Here is a 21,055-nt window from a genome sequence, read left to right as displayed (position 1 = left end):
CCCTATGCAGCCGTACTATGCAGCAGATTGTCTTTGAACGGGCGGTAGCCCGCTGAACGAAAGAGGGCGATGGAGGGGTGGTTATCCGGCAGAGTCTCTGCGCGAAACTCTACATCGGGCATCCAAACACGTATCTGTCTTAATGCGGCGAGACCAACGCCAACACCGCGGTGCTGGTCGTCGACCACGATCGATACCTCGAACACCCCTTGTCGGTCGGCTGTGTCGAGCCGATCCAGCCGCAACATCCCTGCGACGTCCCTTCCATGTTCGATCAGGGTTATGAAACAGTTCTCCGACCGTAAGCGATTCCAAAACCAGGCGCGGTGTTCCGCTTCGGTCGGAACCGCAGGATTCCGCGCGAGCGCACGTATTGAGGGTTGCTGCTGCCAGTACAACAAGATCGCTTCATCTTTGGCTTCCGCCAGGCGTAGTTGAACGCCAATGCCGTCTCTCGTCGGTTGCTCGGGCAACAGCGCGAGTATGGCCCTCAATGACCCTTGCCCGTCGCACAGTGCGGCGGCCTTGTTCGACATCTGATGGAGGCTTGCACGATCTTCGTCAAGTTCCTTCAGGGCCTCTGCGATGCCTCGCGCCGTGTCCGCGTTGTCGCCGTCGATCACCTTGACCGCCCCGACGGCGGACAACTGCCTGGCATTCTCCTGCTGATTGTCAGCCAGGACCAGCATGATGGTGGGCAGGCCGAGGCAGCAGCGCTCCCAGGATGTAGTTCCTGCCGCGCCGATTGAGAGATCGGCTTCCGCCATCAATTCGCCCATGTTGTGCGGGCTCACGTGAAGCCTGAATCCCTCCGGGCTTTCGCATCGTTTGCGCAGTCTGTCCAGAGATGCGAAGCCCTGGCCGGCGACCACATCGACCTCTGCCGATATGCCGCTTTGTTGAAGGGCGTCCAGGCAGGTTTCAGTCATGTTGTCCGGGTCGGTGCCGCCAAGTGTAACCAGCACACGAAGCTTTCTTTGTATCGGTGATGCCGGTCTGGGGTGATCTTTCCTTCTCGCCCTGAACTCCGGGCGTAGCAGCGCATAGTCTGTGCCGAGAAGCAGGTGGCAGTCAGGCGTCGACCACTCGGCGTAGTCCTCCGCCTTGCGGTCCAGCGTCTGATCCAGAAGCAGGTCGCAGTCGTGCGGCCGGTCGGCGAGGTCGTCCAGCACCATGATTTTTCTTGCCCAAGGACGGCAGGCCGTTTCGAAGCGGCGGTCTCTCTGATAGTGATCGACGATCAGCCAGTCCACCCCGTTCGGCCAGCGCCGGCTCAGCATCTCCGCTTCATCTGCGGCGTCGCACGTGATGGTGAAGATTTCATGAGTCGATTCGGCAAGCGCCGGTACCAGATCCGGGCTGCCCGATCCAACGGCAAAGCCGCAATGCCATCCGACAGTGGCGAGTGAATCGGCAAGCGTCTTGCAACGCATGATGTGCCCGCTTCCCACCCTGCGCGAGGCATCGGCTCTAAAGATCGCAAGCATTCAAGTTCGCAGCCCCTGGGAGTGTTCTGCCCGCTCTGCCAGCATTAGGATCGCCTCTCTCAGGTCGGCATCGGTGTCAATGTCGACGGATCTTTCCCGTGGCATCACATAGCCGACCAGAGGTTGGGCGACGTAGTCCCTTGCGGCTCGGAACCGCGGAACATCGAGAACATGGACCGCACCATTGGGCCGGAAGGCCTTGGGCATCGTCTGAGAGCGGCAATTCAGATACTCGGGAAACACGGGCTCCAGGCCATCGTTCTTGTCCAGGCGGTAGGCGGCGAAAGGCGTGTGGGAGTACTCCGCAACGCTCATCAGGAATGGACGGTCATGCTCGACGAACAGCTCGTAGGCGCTGCGCACATCGGTTGCGGTGCGGAAAGGGCAGGTGGGCAGCATGATGATCAGTGTATTGAATTTCTCGCCGGCGTTCTCCAGTTCCTCCAGGGCGTGCAGGGCCACTTCGACGACCCCAGCCGGGTCTCGGGCCAGTTCCTGCGGCCGCATGAAGGGAACGTCGATTCCCAGTTCGCGCGCTTTGTCTGCGACGGCTTGGTCCTCTGTCGAGAGAACCAGACGGTCAATGACGCCGCTTTCACGAGCAGCTTCCGCGGCCCAGGCAATCAGGGGTTTGCCGCCGAGCAGACGAATATTTTTCATGGCCAACCGCGTGGACCCGCCTTTTGCCGGGATTAACCCAAGTGTCGCGTTTTCCGTCACGATAAGATGCTCTTTGCCAAACGGAATTTCTCCGGCTTAGGCCTCTTTTGAAAAGAGCCACCAGTTCGTGTTGTCACTTTTGTCCAGCGGTTTCCAGAAGAAGCCGTAGTCGCGGACCCTTAGCTGCGGGTGGCGTTCCAGGTAGAAGCTGCCGAAGTCGCGCTTGAATAGATAGTCTTCCTTGCCGCGGTAGGAGACTGCGACGGGGTCTGAAGAAAAGTATTCGATGCAGACAACGTAACGCTTCGAGACTCTCACGATCTCGTCGACGATCTTGCCAAGGTTCTCCGGGGCAACGTGAATCAGGACGCCGCAGGTGAAAACCAGATCGATGCTGTTGTCTTCAAATGGCAGCTCGCCACCATGACCGCAGCGGATATCCGCCTGCTTCAATGCCGCATTCGAGCGTGCCATCTCGCAAACCTGCTGGTTTGGCTCGACACCATGGAGGTCTTCGACGAAGTGGCTGAGGGCCACCAGGTTCTGGCCGACGTTGCACCCGACTTCGAGGGCGCTGCCCGGAGGCGGAGAGATGGCCGTTTGCAAGACACGGGCCCAATTCTTCAGCGTCGCCCGCAAGCTTTCCGCCGAAATCTGGTTTGAGTTGCGGTTGGCATATTCGAACCCGAAGTCCGACGACCAGAGATCAACCTGCTTGTTCGTCATTGGTAAGTTCCTTGAATCGCCACCGAGGTCCGGTGACATGTCCAGATCTCGACGCGCCTTTTCTGTCTCAGGCCTTAACATCCGACCAACCGAGGGCCTGGCCGGCGGATACGGACTGAGCCAGCGGCTTGCCGATGATGCGTTCCGCTTCACTGGGAGGCAGGCCAAAGCCCGGCCGGCGATAGTCCAGGTCTTCGGGTTTCAGCACATGGCCGCTCGACAGGTCGCCGCGGACATGGATGCTTCTTCTCACGGCCATACGCTTTTCGGACTCTGCAGCGGTCATCATGCGCCGGCTCCCGCCCATCGCCGTTTCCAGTTCACGGATGGACCTGACGAATGCCGACATCTCGCTCGGCTCGATCGACATGATGTGCTCAACGCTGCGGGTCGTGCGGTCTTCTGTGATGGTTTTTTCCACCAGATTTGCGCCCAGGGCGATGGCCGCGATGTCCATTTCCCAGCCTGGGGAGTGATCGGAGTAGGCAATCGGGTAAGAGAACATCTGCTTCAGCGTCGGGATGACCCGAAGATTTACGCTCTCAAGGCGGGCTGGATATCCGGAGGGGCAGTGGTGGATAATGATGTTCTCATTGCCCTCGCCGCGGATCACATCGATGGCGATCTCTATCTCGCCAATTGTGGCGTTTCCGGTGTCCAGTTGCAGGCAGAGGCCGGACTTTGCCGCGCGCTTCAGCAAAGGAAAGTGATTTACATCAGCGGAAGCGATCTTGATCGAATGGCATCCCAGCTCTTCAAGAAAATCGACCTCGTCATCGAAAGCAATCGTCGCGAAGAAAGCGAGGCCCAAGGAGTCGGAATAGGCTTTTAGTTCGCGCCACTCTTCTGGCGTGAGACAGCGCCGGCAAAGAATATCGTAGAGTGGCTCTGATACCGTTTCGCGCTTGTCACTATCTCTGTCGACCAGGATGTCATAGGTGAAGAGTTGCTTGCGATCCGCGACCAGTCGATCAGGGTCGAAGATCTGGAACTTGACCGCGTTGGCCTCGGCTTTGGCTGCATGAGCAACCAAACTCTTTGCACTTTCCAACCCGTCATGTGTCGGCCCTGCTTCAAGTGTGATGAAGCAGGGGTGGTCGTCGCCGACCTGCTGTGTGCCAAACTGAACCATCTTTAGAGGCCTCCGGAGGCGGATTTTCGGGACGACGCATTGATGTCGGCGGTTCCGGTACCCAGCACCTGGGCCAGAGCGGAGACAACGCGATCGACGTCACTTTCCTCCATCCCGGCGAACAGTGGCAAGGAAAGTGCGCGTGCATAGTAACGCTCCGCGCCAGGAAAACTTACGTCGCCGTAGCGTTCCTGGTAATAGGGCTGCCGATGAACCGGAATGTAATGCACCTGCGAACCGATCCCGCGTTGGCGGAGGGCCTCCATCACCGTTCGACGGCTTATTCCAAGAGCGTCAAAGTCGATGAGTACCGGAAAGACATGCCAGGCCGGCTGACAGCTCTCAAGGCGCTTCAGCGGCTTCACGCAGGGCGTGAACTGTTGAAGCTGCGCGACATATCTGTCAGCAAGTTGCCGGCGCCGCGCGACAAAGCGCCCCAGCTTCTTGAGTTGGCTTAGGCCCAAGGCGCACTGTATGTCGGTGACCCGATAGTTGAGGCCGATGGCGGGCATCTCGTAGTACCAGGGATTGGGCATGCCGTCGGTATCCACGGCCATCGCCTTGTTCTGCATCTTGGCCGCTGCGCGTTCCATGCCATGGGACCGAAGGCTGCGAAGGCGTTCCGCCAGGTGGTCGTCGTTTGTCGTCACGGCGCCGCCTTCGCCCATGGCAATGGTCTTTACCGGATGAAAGGAGAAGGTCGTGAGAGCGACAATGCGGCCGTCGCCAATGGGTCGGCTGTCGCTTGCGGTGTTGTAATGGCTCCCGATCGCGTGGGCGGCGTCATCGACGATCGTCAGGTTGTGATCTTTGGCTACCGCTGCGATGGCATCGAGGTCGGCGCACTGGCCGTTCAGGTGTACCGGAAACACCGCTTTGACCGGGTTCCCGCCGCTGGCCGCGGCGCGATCCAGGGCCGCCTGCAATTGAGACGCTTCCATCAGGCCGCTGTCAGGATCGCAGTCCGCGAAGACCACTTCGCCACCAGCGAGGCGGACAGCGTTCGCTGTGGCCAGAAAAGTGATGCTCGGCACCACCACCTTGTCGCCGGGCTCAAGGTTCAGGACCAGGGCTGCGAGATGCAGGGCGGCAGTGCCGTTTGAGCAAGCAATCGCGTGCTTGGCTTGGACAACTTCACAGAGAGATTTTTCGAAGGCTAGGACGGCGGGGCCGGTCGTCAACCAGTCGCTTCGCAACACCTCCACCACTGCTGCAATGTCGTCTTCCTCGATGATCTGGCGGCCGTAGGGGAGGAAAGATTTGTCCGGCGGGCTCATTTCTCGCTTTCTGCAATCATGGTGCTGAGCCTTTTGTCGTCCAGCCAATCGTCATTGATGTTGCTTGCGAAGCGAAAACCTGCCGGGACCGGTTTGGCGCCGGAATTGGGAAACTTTCTGTGCATGCGTTCCCAGAACTCGGGAAGGATCATGTAGCGGTCGGTCAATTCGTAGGTGGACCGCGCATCGTCTTCGGTGATCAGGACCTCGTGGATCTTCTCGCCGGGGCGAATGCCGACAGTCTTTTGCGGCAGGTCGGGTGCCATGAAGCTGGCCAGATCGGTGATTTTCATGCTGGGGATCTTGGGAACGAAAATCTCTCCGCCCTTCATCAGCGACAGGCAGGAAAGAACGAAGTCGACGCCTTGCTGAAGCGTGATCCAGAATCGCGTCATCTCCTCATCCGTGATCGGCAAGCTGTCGGCATTCTGATCTATAAGCTTGCGGAAGAAAGGAATAACGCTGCCACGGGAGCCAAGAACGTTGCCATAGCGCACAACGGAGAAGCGGGTGCCGATGGAACCGCTCAGATTATTGGCGGCGACGAAAATCTTGTCAGAGGCCAGCTTGCTTGCACCATAGAGGTTGACGGGGCTGGCGGCCTTGTCGGTGGAGAGTGCGATGACCCGCTGAACGCCACTGCTCAGTGAAGCACGAACCACATTCTCCGCGCCAATGACGTTGGTTTGAATGCACTCGAAAGGATTGTACTCGGCGGCAGGAACCTGCTTGAGGGCAGCCGCATGAACGACAACCTCGACTTCGCGCAAAGCCATTTGAAGCCGGCTCTCATCGCGTACATCGCCGATGAAATAGCGCAAGCAGGGGTGCTTCGTGGGGGAGAGATCGATCCCCATCTCGTATTGCTTCAGCTCGTCGCGCGAGAAGACGATCAGTCGTTTGGGGTCATAGCGCTCAAGCACCGTTCGGACGAACTTCTGTCCGAACGATCCGGTTCCGCCGGTCACGAGAACCGACTTTCCATTGAGGTCCAGGTCGTCCTCGCTTGAGAAACTACTTAGGGTTTTTTCTGACATCTTTGCTTTATCTGGCAAAAACGTTAACAAACAGTGTTAACCCAGATTAACCTCAAACCTTAGGCAGGCTACCGCAGCCTGGGTGACTCGTCTGCCCAGACTGATGACAAGTGTCGGGCGCGGCTGGTCTAGCAGACAGCGACGACCAGGTTCCGCGGCGCCTTAACGAGCTCCCGGCGTCGCTCCTGACGCTTTTCCCGCAAATAGCGCGGCAAATAGGGCTTGAAATCCTTGTTTACGCGGCGATTCAGGTAGATGTTGGCGAGCCCTGATAGGACACCGAGTTCAGCCGCCAGCCCTTGTGGCGTTACCCGTGCGCCGGACTCAGTACCGTCCAACATCAAACGCGTGGTGTCGGCTTCGGATTCTGAATCAACCGACGACGGGACAGGCGTCGGGTTTTGGGTAGGCAAGTTAAACTCCGAGGCGAAATGGCTCAGCCTATTTCAGCGAATCCTGTTATTTCTTCTAACGTCCGGCAAGCTTCGATGTCAAGTGTTCACAACATGAACAAGAATCAAATTATGTAAGCAAATTCATTGATTTGGATGTATAACTCTGGCTTAATCGGCGGCCAATTGACGAATGAAAAGAACGAAAAAGCTGGCATCCGCAATGTCGGGCGAAAAAGTGGCGACTGGCTATGTTGTCTTTGATCTTGAAGCGACTTGTTGGGCACGCGGGCGCGAACAGGCGCCGTCGGAGATAATAGAGATAGGGGCGATCCGCTTTAATCTGGCGCCGGCGGAGGGGAAGTTGCAGGAGTTCCAGATATTTGTGCGCCCATTCCAGGCTCCCAAGATCTCAGAGTTCTGTACCGAGTTGACCACCATCCGGCAGGCCGACGTCGACGCCGCTCCCGGGTTTCCGGAAGCGCTGGCGGCACTCCATCGCTGGTCGGCGTCAGGAGGGGACTTCATCCTGGCGGCCTGGGGCAACTACGACGGCGCACAGATCGCCAGGGATTGCGCAAAACATGGGATAGATAATCCTTTTGAATCAGTCTCTTACGTTAACATCAAAACAACCTTCGCCAAGCATCTCGGATTGTCCCGCTCCATGGGGCTGGGCGGGGCGCTGCGCAAGCTGGGCCTGCGTCAGGAAGGAACGGCCCACCGTGCCATCGATGATGCGCGTTCGGTGGTACGCATCCTCCAGTCCGGGGTTGCCGAGGGTCTTTGAGATGAGGCGGGGCCGACAGCAGTTGCGGGCAATTTCTGCCGTTGGCGGCCGTGAGGGGGCTTTTTTCTGTGCGTCTGCCTGAGCAGCCGGAAATCGCGGTCGTCGGGCTGGGCTACGTCGGACTGCCCTTGGCGGTCGCCCTGGCGGAGAGTTACCGCACCGTGGGCTTCGACGTCGAAGCGCAACGCGTGTCGGAGCTGCGAGGCGGCCACGACCGAACGCAGGAGGTGAGCGAGGAGAGCCTTCGGGGCTCCTCGCTGCGGCTGAGCGCCGAGCTGGCGGAGATCGCCGCCTGCGATGTCTTCATCATCACGGTTCCGACCCCGGTGGACGAGGAGAACCGTCCGGACCTCGGCGCCGTGATCGCTGCAAGCCGTGCTGTCGGCTCCGTCATGCGGCCCGGGGCGGTGGTGGTCTATGAATCGACCGTCTACCCCGGTGTCACGGAAGATGTTTGCGGGCCCATCCTGGCCGAGGCGTCGGGGCTGAAGCCGGGCGAAGACTTCCTTCTCGGCTATTCGCCAGAGCGCATCAATCCGGGGGACTGCGAGCACACCCTGCGGCGGATTGTGAAAGTCGTGGCCGGAGAAACCCCTGCGGTGACCGACTATCTCGCGGAGATTTATGGCCGTGTGACCGAGGCAGGCGTGTTCAAGGCGGCCGACATCAAGACTGCCGAAGCTGCGAAGGTGATCGAGAACGCCCAGCGTGACATCAACATCGCCTTCGTGAACGAGGTCACGAAGATCTTCAATCGCCTGGACCTGTCGATTTACGATGTGCTGGATGCAGCCCGGACCAAGTGGAACTTCCTCGATTTCCGCCCCGGCATGGTCGGTGGCCACTGCATTGGCGTCGACCCATACTACCTGGCCCATTGCAGCGAGGCCCTGGGGCTGGATCCGCAGGTCATTCTGGCGGGGCGCCGCACCAATGACTCCATGGGGGCTTATTTCGCCGGCATGGTCGCTGAGGCCCTGCGCGGCAGAGAGGGGCGGCGCATTCTGGTCCTCGGCCTGACATTCAAGGAAGACGTGCCGGACCTGCGCAACAGCAAGGCCGTCGACTTGATTTCTGCGCTGCGCCAACGCGGCTATCAGGTTTCGGTTCACGACCCGCTGGCCGATCCGCAGGAAGCGTTGCGGGACTATGATCTTGAATTACTGCCGACTTTGGACGGGCAGGATGCCTTCGATTGCGTTGTCGGCGCCGTCGCGCATCGGCCCTACCGGGGGTTCTCCAAAGAGAGCTTCGAGGCCCTGCTGGTTTCCGACGGCCTGGTCTTCGATCTCAGGGACATGTGGTCTGAAACCGAAATGCCCGACGGCAGACGGCGTCACTCGATCTAGGGCGGCAGGCACAATGAGACATCAGGCGCCGAGGCTGGTTCGCTTGGAAAAGCCAGAAAAGGGATATCAATGTCGATTATCGTAACCGGTGTGGCGGGTTTCATCGGCTCTCAGGTGGCCGCCCAACTGATCCAGCGCGGGCAAACGGTGATCGGGGTCGACAATCTGAACGACTACTACGATCCGGCCCTGAAGCAAGCGCGCCTGGACCGTCTTTCGGGCCACAACGGTTTCACTTTCCGCCGGCTGGACATCTCCGAGCGCGAGCAGACGGAAAGCCTTGCTGTCGAGTTTCCCGATGTGACCGAGATTGTGCATTTGGCCGCCCAGGCCGGTGTGCGGTACTCGCTGGAGAACCCCTTTGCCTACGTGCAGACCAATGTCATGGGGCATCTCTGTATGATGGAACTGGCGCGCCGCCTCAGCAAGCTGCGCCACTTCGTCTATGCGTCCTCTTCCTCCGTCTATGGCGGCAATACGGAACTGCCTTTTTCCGTCGATCAGCGGGTCGACCGGCCGGTATCGCTCTACGCGGCGACGAAGCGCTCGGACGAACTGATGACGCATTGCTATGCCCATCTGTTCGGCTTGCCGAGCACCGGCCTCAGGTTCTTCACTGTCTACGGTCCTTGGGGCCGGCCCGACATGTCCGCCTTCATCTTCACCAAGGCCATCTTCGAGGGGCGGCCAATCCGGATATTCAACAACGGTGACATGCGCCGCGACTTTACCTATATCGATGATATCGTCGCCGGCGTGCTGGCGGTGATCGACTCTCCGCCGGATACAGCGGAAGGGGCGCTGCCCAACCGGGTCTACAACCTGGGCAACCATCGCTCCGAACCACTGATGCGTTTCGTCGAGCTGATCGAGGAGGCCTGCGGGCGGGAAGCGATCCGCGAGTTCGCGGAGATGCAGCAGGGCGATGTGAAAGAAACCTATGCCGATATCGGGCCGGCGCAGCGTGATCTGGGGTTTGAACCGCGGGTCTCCATAGAAGAGGGTATCCCCCGCTTCGTCTCTTGGTATCGCGACTATCACAAGGTGTAAGTTGCTGATATCAAAATACTCTCTCAGAGAGTATGGCGCCTGAAGAGAGCACTGTGACAAGCGTGGGTCTTGCCGAAATCCCCGCGTTGTTCCTTGATTCGCTCCGACAAAGACGTTAAGCCATTTCGCACCTGCAGCATTTTTTGGCAGCACTTTTAGCGAGGATTTCCTCCAAGATGGACCGCCTGGACGAACTGGAAGCGCAATCCGTTTACATCCTGCGCGAGGCCTATAACCGGATCGAACCGCTGGCCATGTTGTGGTCGCTCGGCAAGGACTCCAACGTCATGCTCTGGCTGGCGCGCAAGGCCTTCTTCGGCCACGTGCCCTTTCCGGTCATGCATGTGGATACGGGTAAGAAATTCAAAGAGATGTACGCGTTCCGCGAGCGCTATGCAGCGGAATGGAACCTCGATTTTCTGCGCGAGGAATGCCCGCCGATCGACGCGGTGGATGCCAGCCTGCCGCCGGCGGCCCGTTCCGCGGCGCGCAAGACCGAGGGGCTGCGCCAGGCGATCGCCAAATATCAGTTGAAGGCGGTGATCGCCGGCATCAGGCGCGATGAACAGGCCACCCGGGCCAAGGAGCGGGTCTTCAGCCCGCGCGACGAAACCGGTCAGTGGGACTTTCGCGATCAGCCGCCCGAATTCTGGGATCAGTACAAGACCGACTTCCCGCCGGGCGCCCATATCCGGATCCATCCGCTGCTGCATTGGACCGAGTTGGATATCTGGCTGTACACTCGCCGGGAAGGGATTCCGATCGTACCGCTCTACCTTGCCAAGGACGGTAAGCGTTACCGTTCGCTGGGCGACCAGGACATCACCAATCCGGTCGAGTCGGATGCTGCCACGATTGATGACATCATCGCCGAGTTGCAGACCACCAATACGGCCGAGCGCGCCGGGCGCGCCATGGACCACGAGCGCGAAGACGCCTTTGAGCGCCTGCGCGCCACCGGCTATATGTGATCGGGAGCCCCCCAGCCATGAACCGAGACACCAACCGGGACGGTGCCACCTTGTCTGAAGACGCCAAGCAGAGCGATGCCCTGCCGGGCCCCGATGATCAGGTTTCCGAACGCTCCCTGCATCACATCGTCATCGTCGGCCATGTCGATCACGGCAAGTCGTCCTTGATCGGCCGTTTGCTGCACGACACCAACTCGCTGCCCCCGGGTAAGGTCGAGGAGCTTGAACAGATTTCCGCCCGCCGCGGCATGGAGATCGAGTGGTCTTTCGTGCTCGATGCCTTTCAGGCCGAGCGGGACCAGGCGGTCACCATCGACACCACGCAGATATGGTTCAAGACCGCGCTGCGCGACTATGTGATCATCGATGCGCCGGGCCACCGCGAGTTCCTGAAGAACATGGTCAGCGGCGCGGCGAGTGCCGATGCGGCGGTCATGGTGGTGGACGCGGAAGAGGGCGTGCGCGAGCAGTCGCGGCGCCATGCCTATCTGCTGCACCTTTTGGGCGTGCGCCAGATTGCCGTCGTCGTGAACAAGATGGATCTGGTCGACTTCAGCCAGGCGCGCTTCGATGAGGTCTCCGGTCAAATCACCGACTACCTGCGTTCCATCGGCGCGGAGCCTTTGGTAATCGTACCGATCTCGGCGCGCGGTGGTGACAACATCGCCAGCCGCTCCGAGCGGACGCCCTGGTACGACGGACCGACGGTGATCTCGGCATTGGACGGTTTTCACGGACATCCCGGCATCGGTGCACAGCCGTTGCGGCTGCCGATTCAGGATGTCTACAAGTTCGATGCCCGGCGCATCCTTGCCGGACGCATCGAATCCGGCAGCCTGACGGTCGACGACACTCTCCTGTTCTCGCCGTCAAACAAGACGGCCAGAATTCGTTCGATCGAGGCCTGGTCCGCAGGTGATCTGCCGCAGACGGCATCGGCCGGGGAATCGGTCGGTATCACCTTGGATGAGCAATTGTTCGTCGAACGTGGCGAGCTGGTCAGCCATGTCGAGAAGCCGCCGAAACTCAGCACCGTCTTCAATGCACGCCTGTTCTGGCTCGGCCATCGACCTTTGAAAGTCGGCGCCCGCTATAAGCTGAAGCTGCTGACCCAGGAGGCGGAGGTCACCGTAAAGGCGATCGAGCGCATCATCGACACCCAGACCCTGGAGAACGCCGAAGGCGACCTTGTCGAGCGCAATGCCGTTGCCGAAGTGACGCTTCATTCCCGCAAGGTACTCAGCCTCGACGACTACGGCGATCTGCCGCGCACCGGCCGCTTCGTCCTGATCGAGGACTACGACACCGTCGGCGGCGGGGTGATCTCGATGGAGGGCCTGCCCGATCAGCGCCAGGCGATCACCGTGAAATCGACCAACGTCATTTCAGTGGAGCATCGCCTTGCTGCCGAAGCGCGGGCATCGCGCAACGGTCACTATGGCGGGGTGCTTTGGTTCACCGGCCTTTCCGGAGCGGGCAAGTCGACGCTGGCGATGGAGGTCGAGCAGCGGCTCTTCGCCAAGGGCTATCATGTCTATGTTCTCGACGGCGACAATGTGCGGCGCGGGCTCAATGCCAATCTCGGCTTTTCGCCGGAGGACCGCACCGAGAATATCCGGCGGGTCGGCGAGGCGGCGGCGCTCTTTGCCGACTCGGGCATCATCTGCATCACCGCCTTTATCTCGCCCTATCGGGTGGATCGCGACCGGGCCCGCGCCTCGGCGCCGGGCCGCTTCCATGAGATCTACATCGAGGCGGATGTGGAGACTTGTGAGCAGCGTGACCCCAAAGGCCTCTATAAAAAAGCGCGGGCCGGGGAGATTTCTCAGTTTACGGGTATTTCGGCACCCTATGAGCCACCGGAATCGGCCGACCTGGTGGTCGATACCAGTAACCACTCGGTGGCCGAGTCGGTGGAGCACATCATCCGCTATATCGAGAAAGCCTTTACGCTGAAGAAAAGCGACGGCTGACCGGCTCAGATACGTTGCGGTCCGGACCACGGGCAACCGGCGCCTTTGCGGCTCTTCTCTCTCTTGAGTTGCCCGAGGCTCTTGCCTCAGGGGGCTGCCTGGGCGGCCCGCTCCTCCCGCTCACGCTGCATTTCCTGACGGCGGGTCACCAGAGAGGCGACGAGAACGCCGGTTGCCACCAGCCCCACCAGAATGGTGCAGACGGCATTGATCTCCGGCGTCACCCCGAGGCGTACCTGGCTGTAGATCTTCATCGGCAGGGTGGTGGCGCCGGGGCCGGTGGTGAAACTGGCGATCACAAGATCGTCCAGTGAGAGCGTAAAGGACAGCAGCCAGCCGGCCATCACCGCCGGCGCGATGACCGGTAGGGTGATCTGAAGGAAGGTGCGGCCCGGTGTACAGCCGAGATCCATCGCCGCTTCCTCGATGGAGCGGTCGAAGGTAATGAGCCGCGACTGCACGACCACGGCCACATAGCACATCGAAAAGGTGATATGGGCGATGGTCACGGTGACAAAGCCGCGATCCAGGGAAATGGCCACGAACATCAGCAGCAGGGAGAGCCCGGTGATCACTTCCGGCATCACCAGCGGGGCGTAGATCATACCGGAGAACAGGGTACGGCCCCGGAAGGGACCGAAACGGGTCATGATCAGCCCGGCGAGGGTTCCGAGGACCGTGGCGAAGGTCGAGGCGACGAAGGCGACCTTGAAGGTGACCCAGGCGGCGTTCATCAGCCCTTCGTTGTTCCACATCTCGCTGTACCACTTGGTTGAGAAGCCGGCCCAGACAGTGACGAGCCGCGACTCGTTGAAGCTGTAGATCACCAAGAGGGCGATGGGCAGATAAAGGAACAGAAAGCCCAGAATCAGAGAGGCGCTGTTGAACCAGGTAAGGCCTTGTCTCATGGCGTCAGGCCTCCGCCCTGGCGCTGCGTTCCTGCATGCGCTGGAACAGGACGATGGGAATCACCAGCACCAGCAGCAGTATCACGGCAACCGCGGAGGAGAGCGGCCAGTCACGGTTGTTGAAGAACTCCGACCACAGGGTCTTGCCGATCATCAGGGTCTGGGAGCCGCCGAGCAGGTCCGGAATCACGAACTCGCCCAGCGCCGGGATGAAGACCAGGAAGCAGCCGGCGACAATGCCGGGAACCGACAGCGGCACGGTGACCACCCAAAAGGCCTTGATCGGCCTGCAGCCGAGATCCGCGGCGGCTTCCAGCAGGCTGAGGTCCATCTTCTCCAGGTTCGCATAAAGCGGCAGGACCATGAAGGGCAGGTAGGAATAGACGATGCCGATATAGACGGCGATGTCGGTGTTGAGGATCGTCAGGGATTCCGAGATGATGCCCAACTGCATCAGGGCCAGGTTCAGCAGGCCCTCTTTCTTCAGGATGCCGATCCAGGCATAGACGCGGATCAGGAAAGACGTCCAGAACGGCAGGATGACCATCATCAGAAGCGCAAAGCGCCAGCGCTTGGGTGCGCGGATCATGCCGTAGGCGATAGGATAGCCGATCAGCAGTGTCAGGCCCGTCGAAATAAGGGCGATACGCAGCGAGGAGAGGTAGGACTTCCAGTAAAGGCTGTCCTCCATCAGGAACAGATAGTTGTCCAGGCTCGCCTGTATGGCGATGAAGCCGTCTTCGATGAAGACGAAAAGCGGCGTATAGGGCGGTTGGGCGATCACCACCTCCGCCAGGCTGATCTTCAGGACGATCAGGAAGGGCGCCAGGAAGAAGGCGAGCAGCCAGAGATAGGGCACCGCGATCACCAGGCTGCGCCCGGAAAAGCCCATCCTGATCAGCGCGAGGACAAAAAGCCTGTAGGGCGGGAACAGCAGAAGACGGGCGTGCAGTCCCGCGATAAGGCCGGTCGAAGCGGTTCCGCCGGCCAGATAGGCGATCTTTGCGCCCGGGGTGGTCTTTTCCGTTGGCTCCGGCATGGCGGGGCTCAGTTCAGCAGAACGACGGCGGCATCGGGCGCCCAGGTCAGATAGACCCGGTCTTCCCAGGTGATCGGGCGTTCGATCAGGCGCGCCATGTTGGCCTGGGTCGCCGTCACCATTTTTCCGCTGTCCAGCTTCACGTGATAGATCGACAGGTTGCCGAGATAACCGATGTCCCAGACCTCGCCGGACAGGCAGTTGACGCCGGTTTCTGGCGGCGCCTGCAGGGCGATGTTGAGCTTTTCGGGCCGGATGGCGATCCAGACCTGACGGCCCGCTGGTTCGTCGGCGCTGGGGCCGGTCTTGATGGTGCAACCGGCTTCGCTGCTTTGGACCAGCAGGTGGTCGCCTTCCCGCTCGGCCACGCGGCCCTCCAGGATATTCACCTCGCCGATGAAGTCGGCGACGTAGCGGGAGTTCGGATATTCGTAGAGTTCCGCAGGCGTCGAGACCTGAACGATCTTGCCGTGATCCATGACCGCAATGCGGCTGGAGACCGTCATGGCCTCTTCCTGGTCATGGGTCACGATCACAAAGGTGATGCCTGTCTCTTCCTGGATGTTCATCAACTCGAACTGGGTCTGGGTGCGCAGATTTTTGTCGAGGGCGCCCAGGGGTTCGTCGAGCAGTAACATCTTCGGCTTTTTGACCAGCGAGCGGGCGAGGGCGACGCGCTGGCGCTGTCCGCCGGAGAGCTGGTGCGGCTTCCGCCTGGCGAAGGCGTTCAACTGAACCATCTCGATCACCTCGGCGACACGCCGCTCGATCTCTGGCTTCGGCACACCGTCCTGTTTCAGGCCGAAGGCGATGTTCGTCTCCACGTTCATGTGCGGGAACAGCGCGTAGGATTGGAACATCATATTGACCGGCCGCTGATAGGGCGGAACCCCGGACATGTCCTCGCCCTCCAGCAGAATCTGGCCATCGCTCGGCAGTTCGAAGCCGGCGAGCATGCGCAGCAGGGTCGTCTTGCCGCAGCCGGATGGCCCGAGCAGGGAGAAGAATTCACGCTGGTAAATGTCGAGAGAGATGTTATCGACGGCGACGAAGTCGCCAAAGCGTTTGGTCACATCGGCAATCTGAACATGCGGCCGCTCATTGGGGTCGTTCCAAGGTTCCCAGCGCTTGCGCGCGGCCGACGTGCTGCTGTTCCGTTCCGCTGTTCCGCTGTCGCTCACCGAATCCCCCGCCCCTGATCGCAGACTGCCTTTCCCCAACGAAAAACGGCCCCGCCTACTGCGAGACGGGGCCGCTCGAAGGGTTATTGGCCGCTCTTTACCCTGGTCCAGAGCCGTGTGACCACCCGCTGTACCTTCGGGGCATAGGGTGTGGTCGTGTAGAGTCCGTTCAGCGCTTCCGGTGACGGGTATATCGCAGTGTCGCCGATTACATCCTCGTTCAAAAACTCTTGTGAGGCCTCGTTACCGTTGGCGTAGTAGACAACATTGGATGCCTTGGCCATGACATCGGGCCGCATGATGTAGTTGACGAATGTGTGTGCGTTTTCCGGATGCGGAGCGTCAGCAGGAATTGCCATCTGGTCGAACCACATCAAGGCTCCTTCCTTAGGAACGACATAGTTGATAACAATGCCGTTGCCGGACTCATCGGCCCGGTCCCGAGCCTGCAGTACATCGCCCGACCAGCCGAGAGCAAGGCAGATATCGCCATTAGGCAGGCCGTTCACATACTCAGAAGAATGAAATTTTTGGATGTAAGGACGGATCGCCGCTAAGACGGCTTCAGCCTTGGCGATGACCTCGGGGTCCTGACTGTCTGGGTCCTCACCGATATAGTTCAAAGCTGCCGGAATGATCTCGTCTGATGCATCCAAAACATGGACGCCGCAGTCGGCGAACTTTGAGACGACCTCCGGATCGAAGATCATCCGCCAGGAATCGACCGGCGCGTCGGGCATGCGTTCCAGAATCAACTCTTCGTTGTATCCAAACCCGGTGGTACCCCACATGTAGTTGACAGAATAGGCATTGCCCGGGTCGTATTTGGCGGTTCGGTCGGCGACCACACCCCACATATTGGTGATGTTGGGAAGCTTTGATTTATCAAGTTTTTGGTAAACACCAGCTTGGATTTGGCGCAACAAGAAGGTGCCGCTGGGCACGACCACATCGTAGCCTGATTTGCCGGTCAACAGCTTCGTTTCCAGGATGTCGTTGGAGTCGTAAACGTCGTAGACGACCTTGATGCCGGTTTCCTTCTCGAAATCCTCAAGAATCGACTCGTCGATGTAGTCGGACCAGTTGAAAACGTTGACAACTTTGTTTTGGGCTACCGCGGGGCTCAAGGGCAGCGCCAGAGCGGCCACAGCAAGCGCCGGCGCGAAAAGCGACAATTTCTTCATGATAACTTCCCTGTTTCAGTGACTTCATATCGGTGCCGCGGGCACCTTTATTGGGTCTGTTCTGACCAACCTCACCCTGATATCAAGCCGCTCTGCGGTGCTTGTCAATGCCTCATCGCAGCCGCGAAGAGGCTGGGCGGCCAAGGCCCTGCGAACTGTTTGTTTCCCTATGGAACCGGGTTCCAAAAAAGGGCCGGGCGCCGGGATGACACTTCCCTGCCAGACCTTTGCCCTAACTTCGCCGTCTTTGTCGGCGAAAGATCGGTGTTGAGGGTTGAAGTCCAAAGGCGATAACTTAACGAATATAGTTATGACAGCAGTTTCGCAGCGAACCGCCGAAAGGCGTCGGGCGCTGGTGCATGAAGCGTACTCGGGTGCCTGTCGGGGGCCGGACCAAATTTGTCACACCGTACAGGAACCGTTACATATTAAGCACTTGGCGGCCATTTCCAGGGTTTCCGGCGAGAGGATTCGCTCGGAGCCGTACCAATGCCTTCGCCTTAGGGTTTCGTTAAGATTTTGCGGTTCACGATTGTCAGAGTTCCGGTGTGGCCGGGACGAGCGAAGATCAGGATAACGATAATGAGACTCCGAAACGGGGTCCTGGGGATGGCATTGCTGGGTCTTTCAGCGTGCGCGGAACTGGGTATTCAGTTTCCGCTGGCACGCCAGTCGGCGCCGGATGAGGTGCGTCCCGTGCCGGTCGAGGAGGCACTGAGCGACGTGGGCCGTTTTCCGGTGGAAGCTGAAGAGGAGCAGGCGGTGGACTTGAAGCCGCCGCCGCCGCTTCCGAAGCGCAAGCCGGCGGTGACCCAAGCGGCGATCGAAGCGACCCGGGATCCGCAGGCAGATCCGGACGCGCTGGTTGGGCTCGATTTCGAGCGGACATCGGCGTTGCTGGGCGATCCTGCTTTGCTGATTGAAGAACCGCCTGCCAAGATCTGGGCCTACAACGGCAGCAGCTGTGTTCTCCATATATTCTTTTATCCGAAAGTCGGCGGCAGCGACTTCCGGGTGCTGACATACAAGGTCAAGGGCGGGGCAGAGGGCGAGACCGGCGCGGATAGCGCGCCGGACGACTTTGCCCGCCTTTGTTTGAGCGAGCTGCTGGCTCAGGCCGAGGCCGAGCGGGAAGGCCAGGAAGTCCTTCCCGTGCAACCGGCGGGTGGGGCGGCTGGAGGCAGCTAGCGATGCAAGGAGCGAGGAGCAGGCAACAGTAAGGGGGCGCCAAAGGCGCAAGAGATATGATGGCTGTACAGCCGGTCGTGACAGAGACCACATTCAATCGTGTATTCATCGTCGATGACGATGATCTTTTTCGGGAGTCCCTCGGCCTCAATCTGGCCGAGGAAGGGTACGAGGTCGTCGACTTCGCCAACGGCGAAAGCGCGCTGGAATTCATGATGTCCGGCGAAGAGGCGGAGGCGGTCCTGCTGGACTGGCGGATGCCCGGACTCGACGGCTTGGCGGTGCTGCGCCGGATGCGCGAGTGCCGCATCCAGACGCCGGTGATTTTCCTCACCGTCCTCAGCGACGAAATCTATGAGGAAGCGGCCCTTAAATGGGGCGCGGTGGACTTCATAGACAAATCGCGGCGGTTGCCGATCATCCTGCAGAGACTGAAGCTGATCACCGAAGGCGTGAAACCTTCTGCCGACAGCAATGGTCAGACGCCGGCGGTGATCCGCAATGGCCCGCTTGAGCTGAAAACCGACATCTCCAGGGCATTCTGGGACGGCAAGCAGATCGACCTGACCCTGACGGAGTTCGCCATTGTGCTGTTCCTTGTGACACAGCAGGGCGGTGACGTTTCCTATCGTCAGATCTACGATATCGTCCGCGGCAAGGACTTCGTCGCAGGCTACGGCCCGGACGGTTACCGTGCCAACGTACGCTCGTTCATCAAGCGCATCCGCAAGAAGTTCCGCGATGTCGATGATTCTTTCGACGGTATCGAGAACTATCCAGGCTTCGGCTACCGCTGGCGCGACCAGGCCGGCAAGGGCGGGGACGCCTAGGTCGTGGTCGCACGGGTGGAAGGGCCGATTTCTTCTGCGCCCCCCCGCGGGTTTTACCTCGGGCTCCCCTTCCGCTCGCTCGTCAGCAAGCTGGTGCTTTTGCTGATCATCTTCTGCGCCGTGCCGGTCATCCTCTACACGCAGTTCCGCGAGGCCGATGCCGAGAAGCGCTTTCTCCTGATCGAGAGCGTGCGTGAACAGGGCCGTGTGGTGGCGGAAAGCCTGCGCCCCTTGCTGGAACAGCAGGAGGTCTCCTCGCTGCCCCTGCTGAATGACGAGGTGGCGCGCTTCGCCACCGATCAGACGGGGGTGAAGATTCTCTTCAGGCCGACCGGCGAGTACGGGGCTGAGAGTTTTTTCTTCGTTGCTTCCCAGCCGACCATTGCACCGACGGAGCTGACCGAAGAGCGCGACCGCCTGGTTGAACGCGGCGTTTTTGACAATCTCGCTCAAAGCTGCTGGGGCGAACTTTCCATGGCCCTGCGCCATCGGCGCCCCTCCGGCGAGGAGGAGTTGCTGACCTCGATCACGCCGATCAACACCAACGCCGGCTGCTGGGCGGTGATTACCACCCACTCCACGGCGGAGTTTCTCGGCACATCCATCGATCAGCCCTATTGGAAAACGATCGAGGTGCGGATTGCCGCCGCGATCTACTTCGCCATGGCGATCTTCACCATCGGCCTTTTCATCTCGATCTGGCGCGGCCTGACACGCTTCCGCTTTCTTGCCCGCTCCATCCGCACCGGCAACTCGGGCCACGTCAGCTTCGGAAATCAGAACCGGGTGCCGGAACTGGCGCCGGTTGCCGAGGAATTCGACCGTATGACCCTGGCGCTGCAGGATTCGGCCGAGAGCATCCGTCTGGCAGCTGAAGACAACGCCCATGCCTTCAAGACGCCGATCGCCATCATGCGCCAGTCGCTGGAGCCCTTGCGGCGCTTGGTCGCCCCCGAAGAGGTGCGCGGGCAGCGGGCTCTGGATGTTCTCGAGGTCTCCATCGACCGCCTCGATCATCTGGTTGCCTATGCCCGCCGCCTGGAAGAGACCACGGCCGAGTTGCTGGACCCGCCGCGGCAGCGTATCAGCCTGACGGAGATGCTGGAGCGCATGCTCGCCGCCTATGCCGATACCTTCGCCAGCCGGCGGCTTATCCTCGACGCCCGGCTGCAACCGGAAGTCTCGGTTCTTGCCGGCGAAGATCTGCTGGAAACGGTTCTGGAGAACGTCATCGACAATGCCGTCGAGGTTTCACCCGACGGATCGAAGATCATCGTCGAACTGCGCAAGGTGAATGACCGCGCCGAGCTTTCCCTGCTCGATCGCGGGCCCGGTGTCCCGCACGGCGAACTGACACGGATCTTCGAGCGCTACGTTTCCCTGCGCTCCCAGCCCGCGACCAACGATCCCGCCGCGGATGGGGGTGAAGGCAGCCCCCATATGGGCATCGGTTTGTGGATCGTCCGTCGCAACCTTCAGGCGATTGGCGGCAGTGTCCGTGCGGAAAATCGTCCTGACGGCGGCCTCGCCATGGTGATGCGATTTCCCCTGGCGGCTTAGCCCATCGGGTCATAACTACCCATATTTATTGCAGAATTGCTAAGCGAATTGAGCGGTTTTTGTACCGTTCTTCGCCACAACTTTGACGCACCGCCTGGTTGTGTCTCCGGCTAGATTGATGGCGATGCGGAGCAAACAAGGTTCTCAAGGGTCTGATTTTGGTGGCGCCCCCGTCGGCCCGGCGGTGACGCAACTCGACCGGATGAAGGCTTCTATGGAACGAGACAGGGGAAGCATTCTGACGGCCCCTCCCTTCGGGTTCTCCCCCGAGCTTCCCCTACGCCGGCCGGGTGGCCCGACAGCCCGGCCGGCGCACTCCGT

General features: G+C 60.2%; 18 protein-coding genes. 8 read left to right on the top strand and 10 right to left on the bottom strand.

The features are described from left to right. Positions 1-2: 2 nt before the first annotated feature. The 6 genes from pseG to pseB all read right to left on the bottom strand — a co-directional run bounded on the left by pseG (position 3) and on the right by pseB (position 6,319). Positions 3-1,487 (bottom strand): UDP-2,4-diacetamido-2,4,6-trideoxy-beta-L-altropyranose hydrolase, encoded by a 1,485-nt coding sequence (gene pseG, locus ACP146_RS18075; protein ID WP_422368145.1) that lies wholly within the window; start codon positions 1,485-1,487, stop codon positions 3-5. Next, positions 1,488-2,207, bottom strand: coding sequence for a cytidylyltransferase domain-containing protein (locus tag ACP146_RS18070; protein ID WP_422368144.1), 720 nt, complete (start codon positions 2,205-2,207; stop codon positions 1,488-1,490). A 36-nt stretch (positions 2,208-2,243) separates the two neighbouring features. Continuing rightward, positions 2,244-2,873, bottom strand: a complete 630-nt coding sequence (locus ACP146_RS18065) for a pseudaminic acid biosynthesis-associated methylase (RefSeq protein WP_422368143.1) — start codon at positions 2,871-2,873, stop codon at positions 2,244-2,246. A 67-nt stretch (positions 2,874-2,940) separates the two neighbouring features. Beyond that, the gene (locus ACP146_RS18060; RefSeq protein WP_422368142.1) at positions 2,941-4,005 is read right to left on the bottom strand and encodes an N-acetylneuraminate synthase family protein; all 1,065 of its coding nucleotides are present in this window, start codon (positions 4,003-4,005) and stop codon (positions 2,941-2,943) included. A gap of 2 nt (positions 4,006-4,007) precedes the next feature. Beyond that, on the bottom strand, positions 4,008-5,282 hold the full coding sequence (gene pseC, locus ACP146_RS18055) for a UDP-4-amino-4,6-dideoxy-N-acetyl-beta-L-altrosamine transaminase (protein ID WP_422368141.1): 1,275 nt from the start codon (positions 5,280-5,282) through the stop codon (positions 4,008-4,010). Next, positions 5,279-6,319: a UDP-N-acetylglucosamine 4,6-dehydratase (inverting) gene (gene pseB, locus ACP146_RS18050; RefSeq protein ID WP_422369674.1), complete on the bottom strand. Its 1,041-nt coding sequence runs from the start codon at positions 6,317-6,319 to the stop codon at positions 5,279-5,281. The genes pseC and pseB overlap by 4 nt, the downstream gene beginning before the upstream one ends. Before the next feature lie 585 nt (positions 6,320-6,904). Between pseB and ACP146_RS18045 the strand changes: the two genes are divergently transcribed. The 5 genes from ACP146_RS18045 to cysC all read left to right on the top strand — a co-directional run bounded on the left by ACP146_RS18045 (position 6,905) and on the right by cysC (position 12,844). After that, complete coding sequence (locus ACP146_RS18045) at positions 6,905-7,501, top strand: exonuclease domain-containing protein (protein WP_422368139.1); 597 nt, start codon at positions 6,905-6,907, stop codon at positions 7,499-7,501. 68 nt (positions 7,502-7,569) lie between these two features. Beyond that, entirely contained in the window at positions 7,570-8,850 is a 1,281-nt protein-coding gene (locus ACP146_RS18040) for a nucleotide sugar dehydrogenase (protein ID WP_422368138.1), read from the top strand. A gap of 69 nt (positions 8,851-8,919) precedes the next feature. After that, positions 8,920-9,900 (top strand): NAD-dependent epimerase/dehydratase family protein, encoded by a 981-nt coding sequence (locus tag ACP146_RS18035; protein ID WP_422368137.1) that lies wholly within the window; start codon positions 8,920-8,922, stop codon positions 9,898-9,900. Between the two features lie 176 nt (positions 9,901-10,076). Beyond that, a complete protein-coding gene (gene cysD / locus ACP146_RS18030) occupies positions 10,077-10,871 on the top strand; it encodes a sulfate adenylyltransferase subunit CysD (protein WP_422368136.1) in 795 nt (264 codons plus the stop codon). A gap of 17 nt (positions 10,872-10,888) precedes the next feature. Further along, positions 10,889-12,844, top strand: coding sequence for an adenylyl-sulfate kinase (cysC, locus tag ACP146_RS18025; RefSeq protein WP_422368135.1), 1,956 nt, complete (start codon positions 10,889-10,891; stop codon positions 12,842-12,844). Positions 12,845-12,930: 86 nt separating this feature from the next. On the opposite strand, the gene ACP146_RS18020 is transcribed toward cysC, so the two are convergent. From ACP146_RS18020 to ACP146_RS18005, 4 genes are all read right to left on the bottom strand, one after another. Beyond that, positions 12,931-13,752, bottom strand: coding sequence for an ABC transporter permease (locus tag ACP146_RS18020; RefSeq protein ID WP_422368134.1), 822 nt, complete (start codon positions 13,750-13,752; stop codon positions 12,931-12,933). A 4-nt stretch (positions 13,753-13,756) separates the two neighbouring features. Next, positions 13,757-14,644 (bottom strand): ABC transporter permease subunit, encoded by an 888-nt coding sequence (locus tag ACP146_RS18015; protein WP_422369673.1) that lies wholly within the window; start codon positions 14,642-14,644, stop codon positions 13,757-13,759. Between the two features lie 155 nt (positions 14,645-14,799). Next, positions 14,800-15,972: an ABC transporter ATP-binding protein gene (locus tag ACP146_RS18010; RefSeq protein WP_422368133.1), complete on the bottom strand. Its 1,173-nt coding sequence runs from the start codon at positions 15,970-15,972 to the stop codon at positions 14,800-14,802. An 83-nt stretch (positions 15,973-16,055) separates the two neighbouring features. Next, complete coding sequence (locus tag ACP146_RS18005; RefSeq protein WP_422368132.1) at positions 16,056-17,156, bottom strand: polyamine ABC transporter substrate-binding protein; 1,101 nt, start codon at positions 17,154-17,156, stop codon at positions 16,056-16,058. A gap of 609 nt (positions 17,157-17,765) precedes the next feature. Between ACP146_RS18005 and ACP146_RS18000 the strand changes: the two genes are divergently transcribed. The 3 genes from ACP146_RS18000 (at position 17,766) to ACP146_RS17990 (ending at position 20,734) form a co-directional block, all read left to right on the top strand. Further along, positions 17,766-18,344, top strand: a complete 579-nt coding sequence (locus ACP146_RS18000; protein ID WP_422368131.1) for a hypothetical protein — start codon at positions 17,766-17,768, stop codon at positions 18,342-18,344. 56 nt (positions 18,345-18,400) lie between these two features. After that, positions 18,401-19,174, top strand: coding sequence for a response regulator transcription factor (locus ACP146_RS17995; RefSeq protein ID WP_425032959.1), 774 nt, complete (start codon positions 18,401-18,403; stop codon positions 19,172-19,174). Between the two features lie 93 nt (positions 19,175-19,267). Then, positions 19,268-20,734, top strand: coding sequence for a sensor histidine kinase (locus ACP146_RS17990; RefSeq protein WP_422368129.1), 1,467 nt, complete (start codon positions 19,268-19,270; stop codon positions 20,732-20,734). Positions 20,735-21,055: the final 321 nt, after the last annotated feature.

Source organism: Pelagibius sp., assembly GCF_965249265.1.
In the GTDB taxonomy this organism is placed as follows: domain Bacteria; phylum Pseudomonadota; class Alphaproteobacteria; order Kiloniellales; family Kiloniellaceae; genus Pelagibius.
Note: the sequence above shows the minus strand (reverse complement) of the source record. Positions and strands in the feature narration are given on the sequence as shown.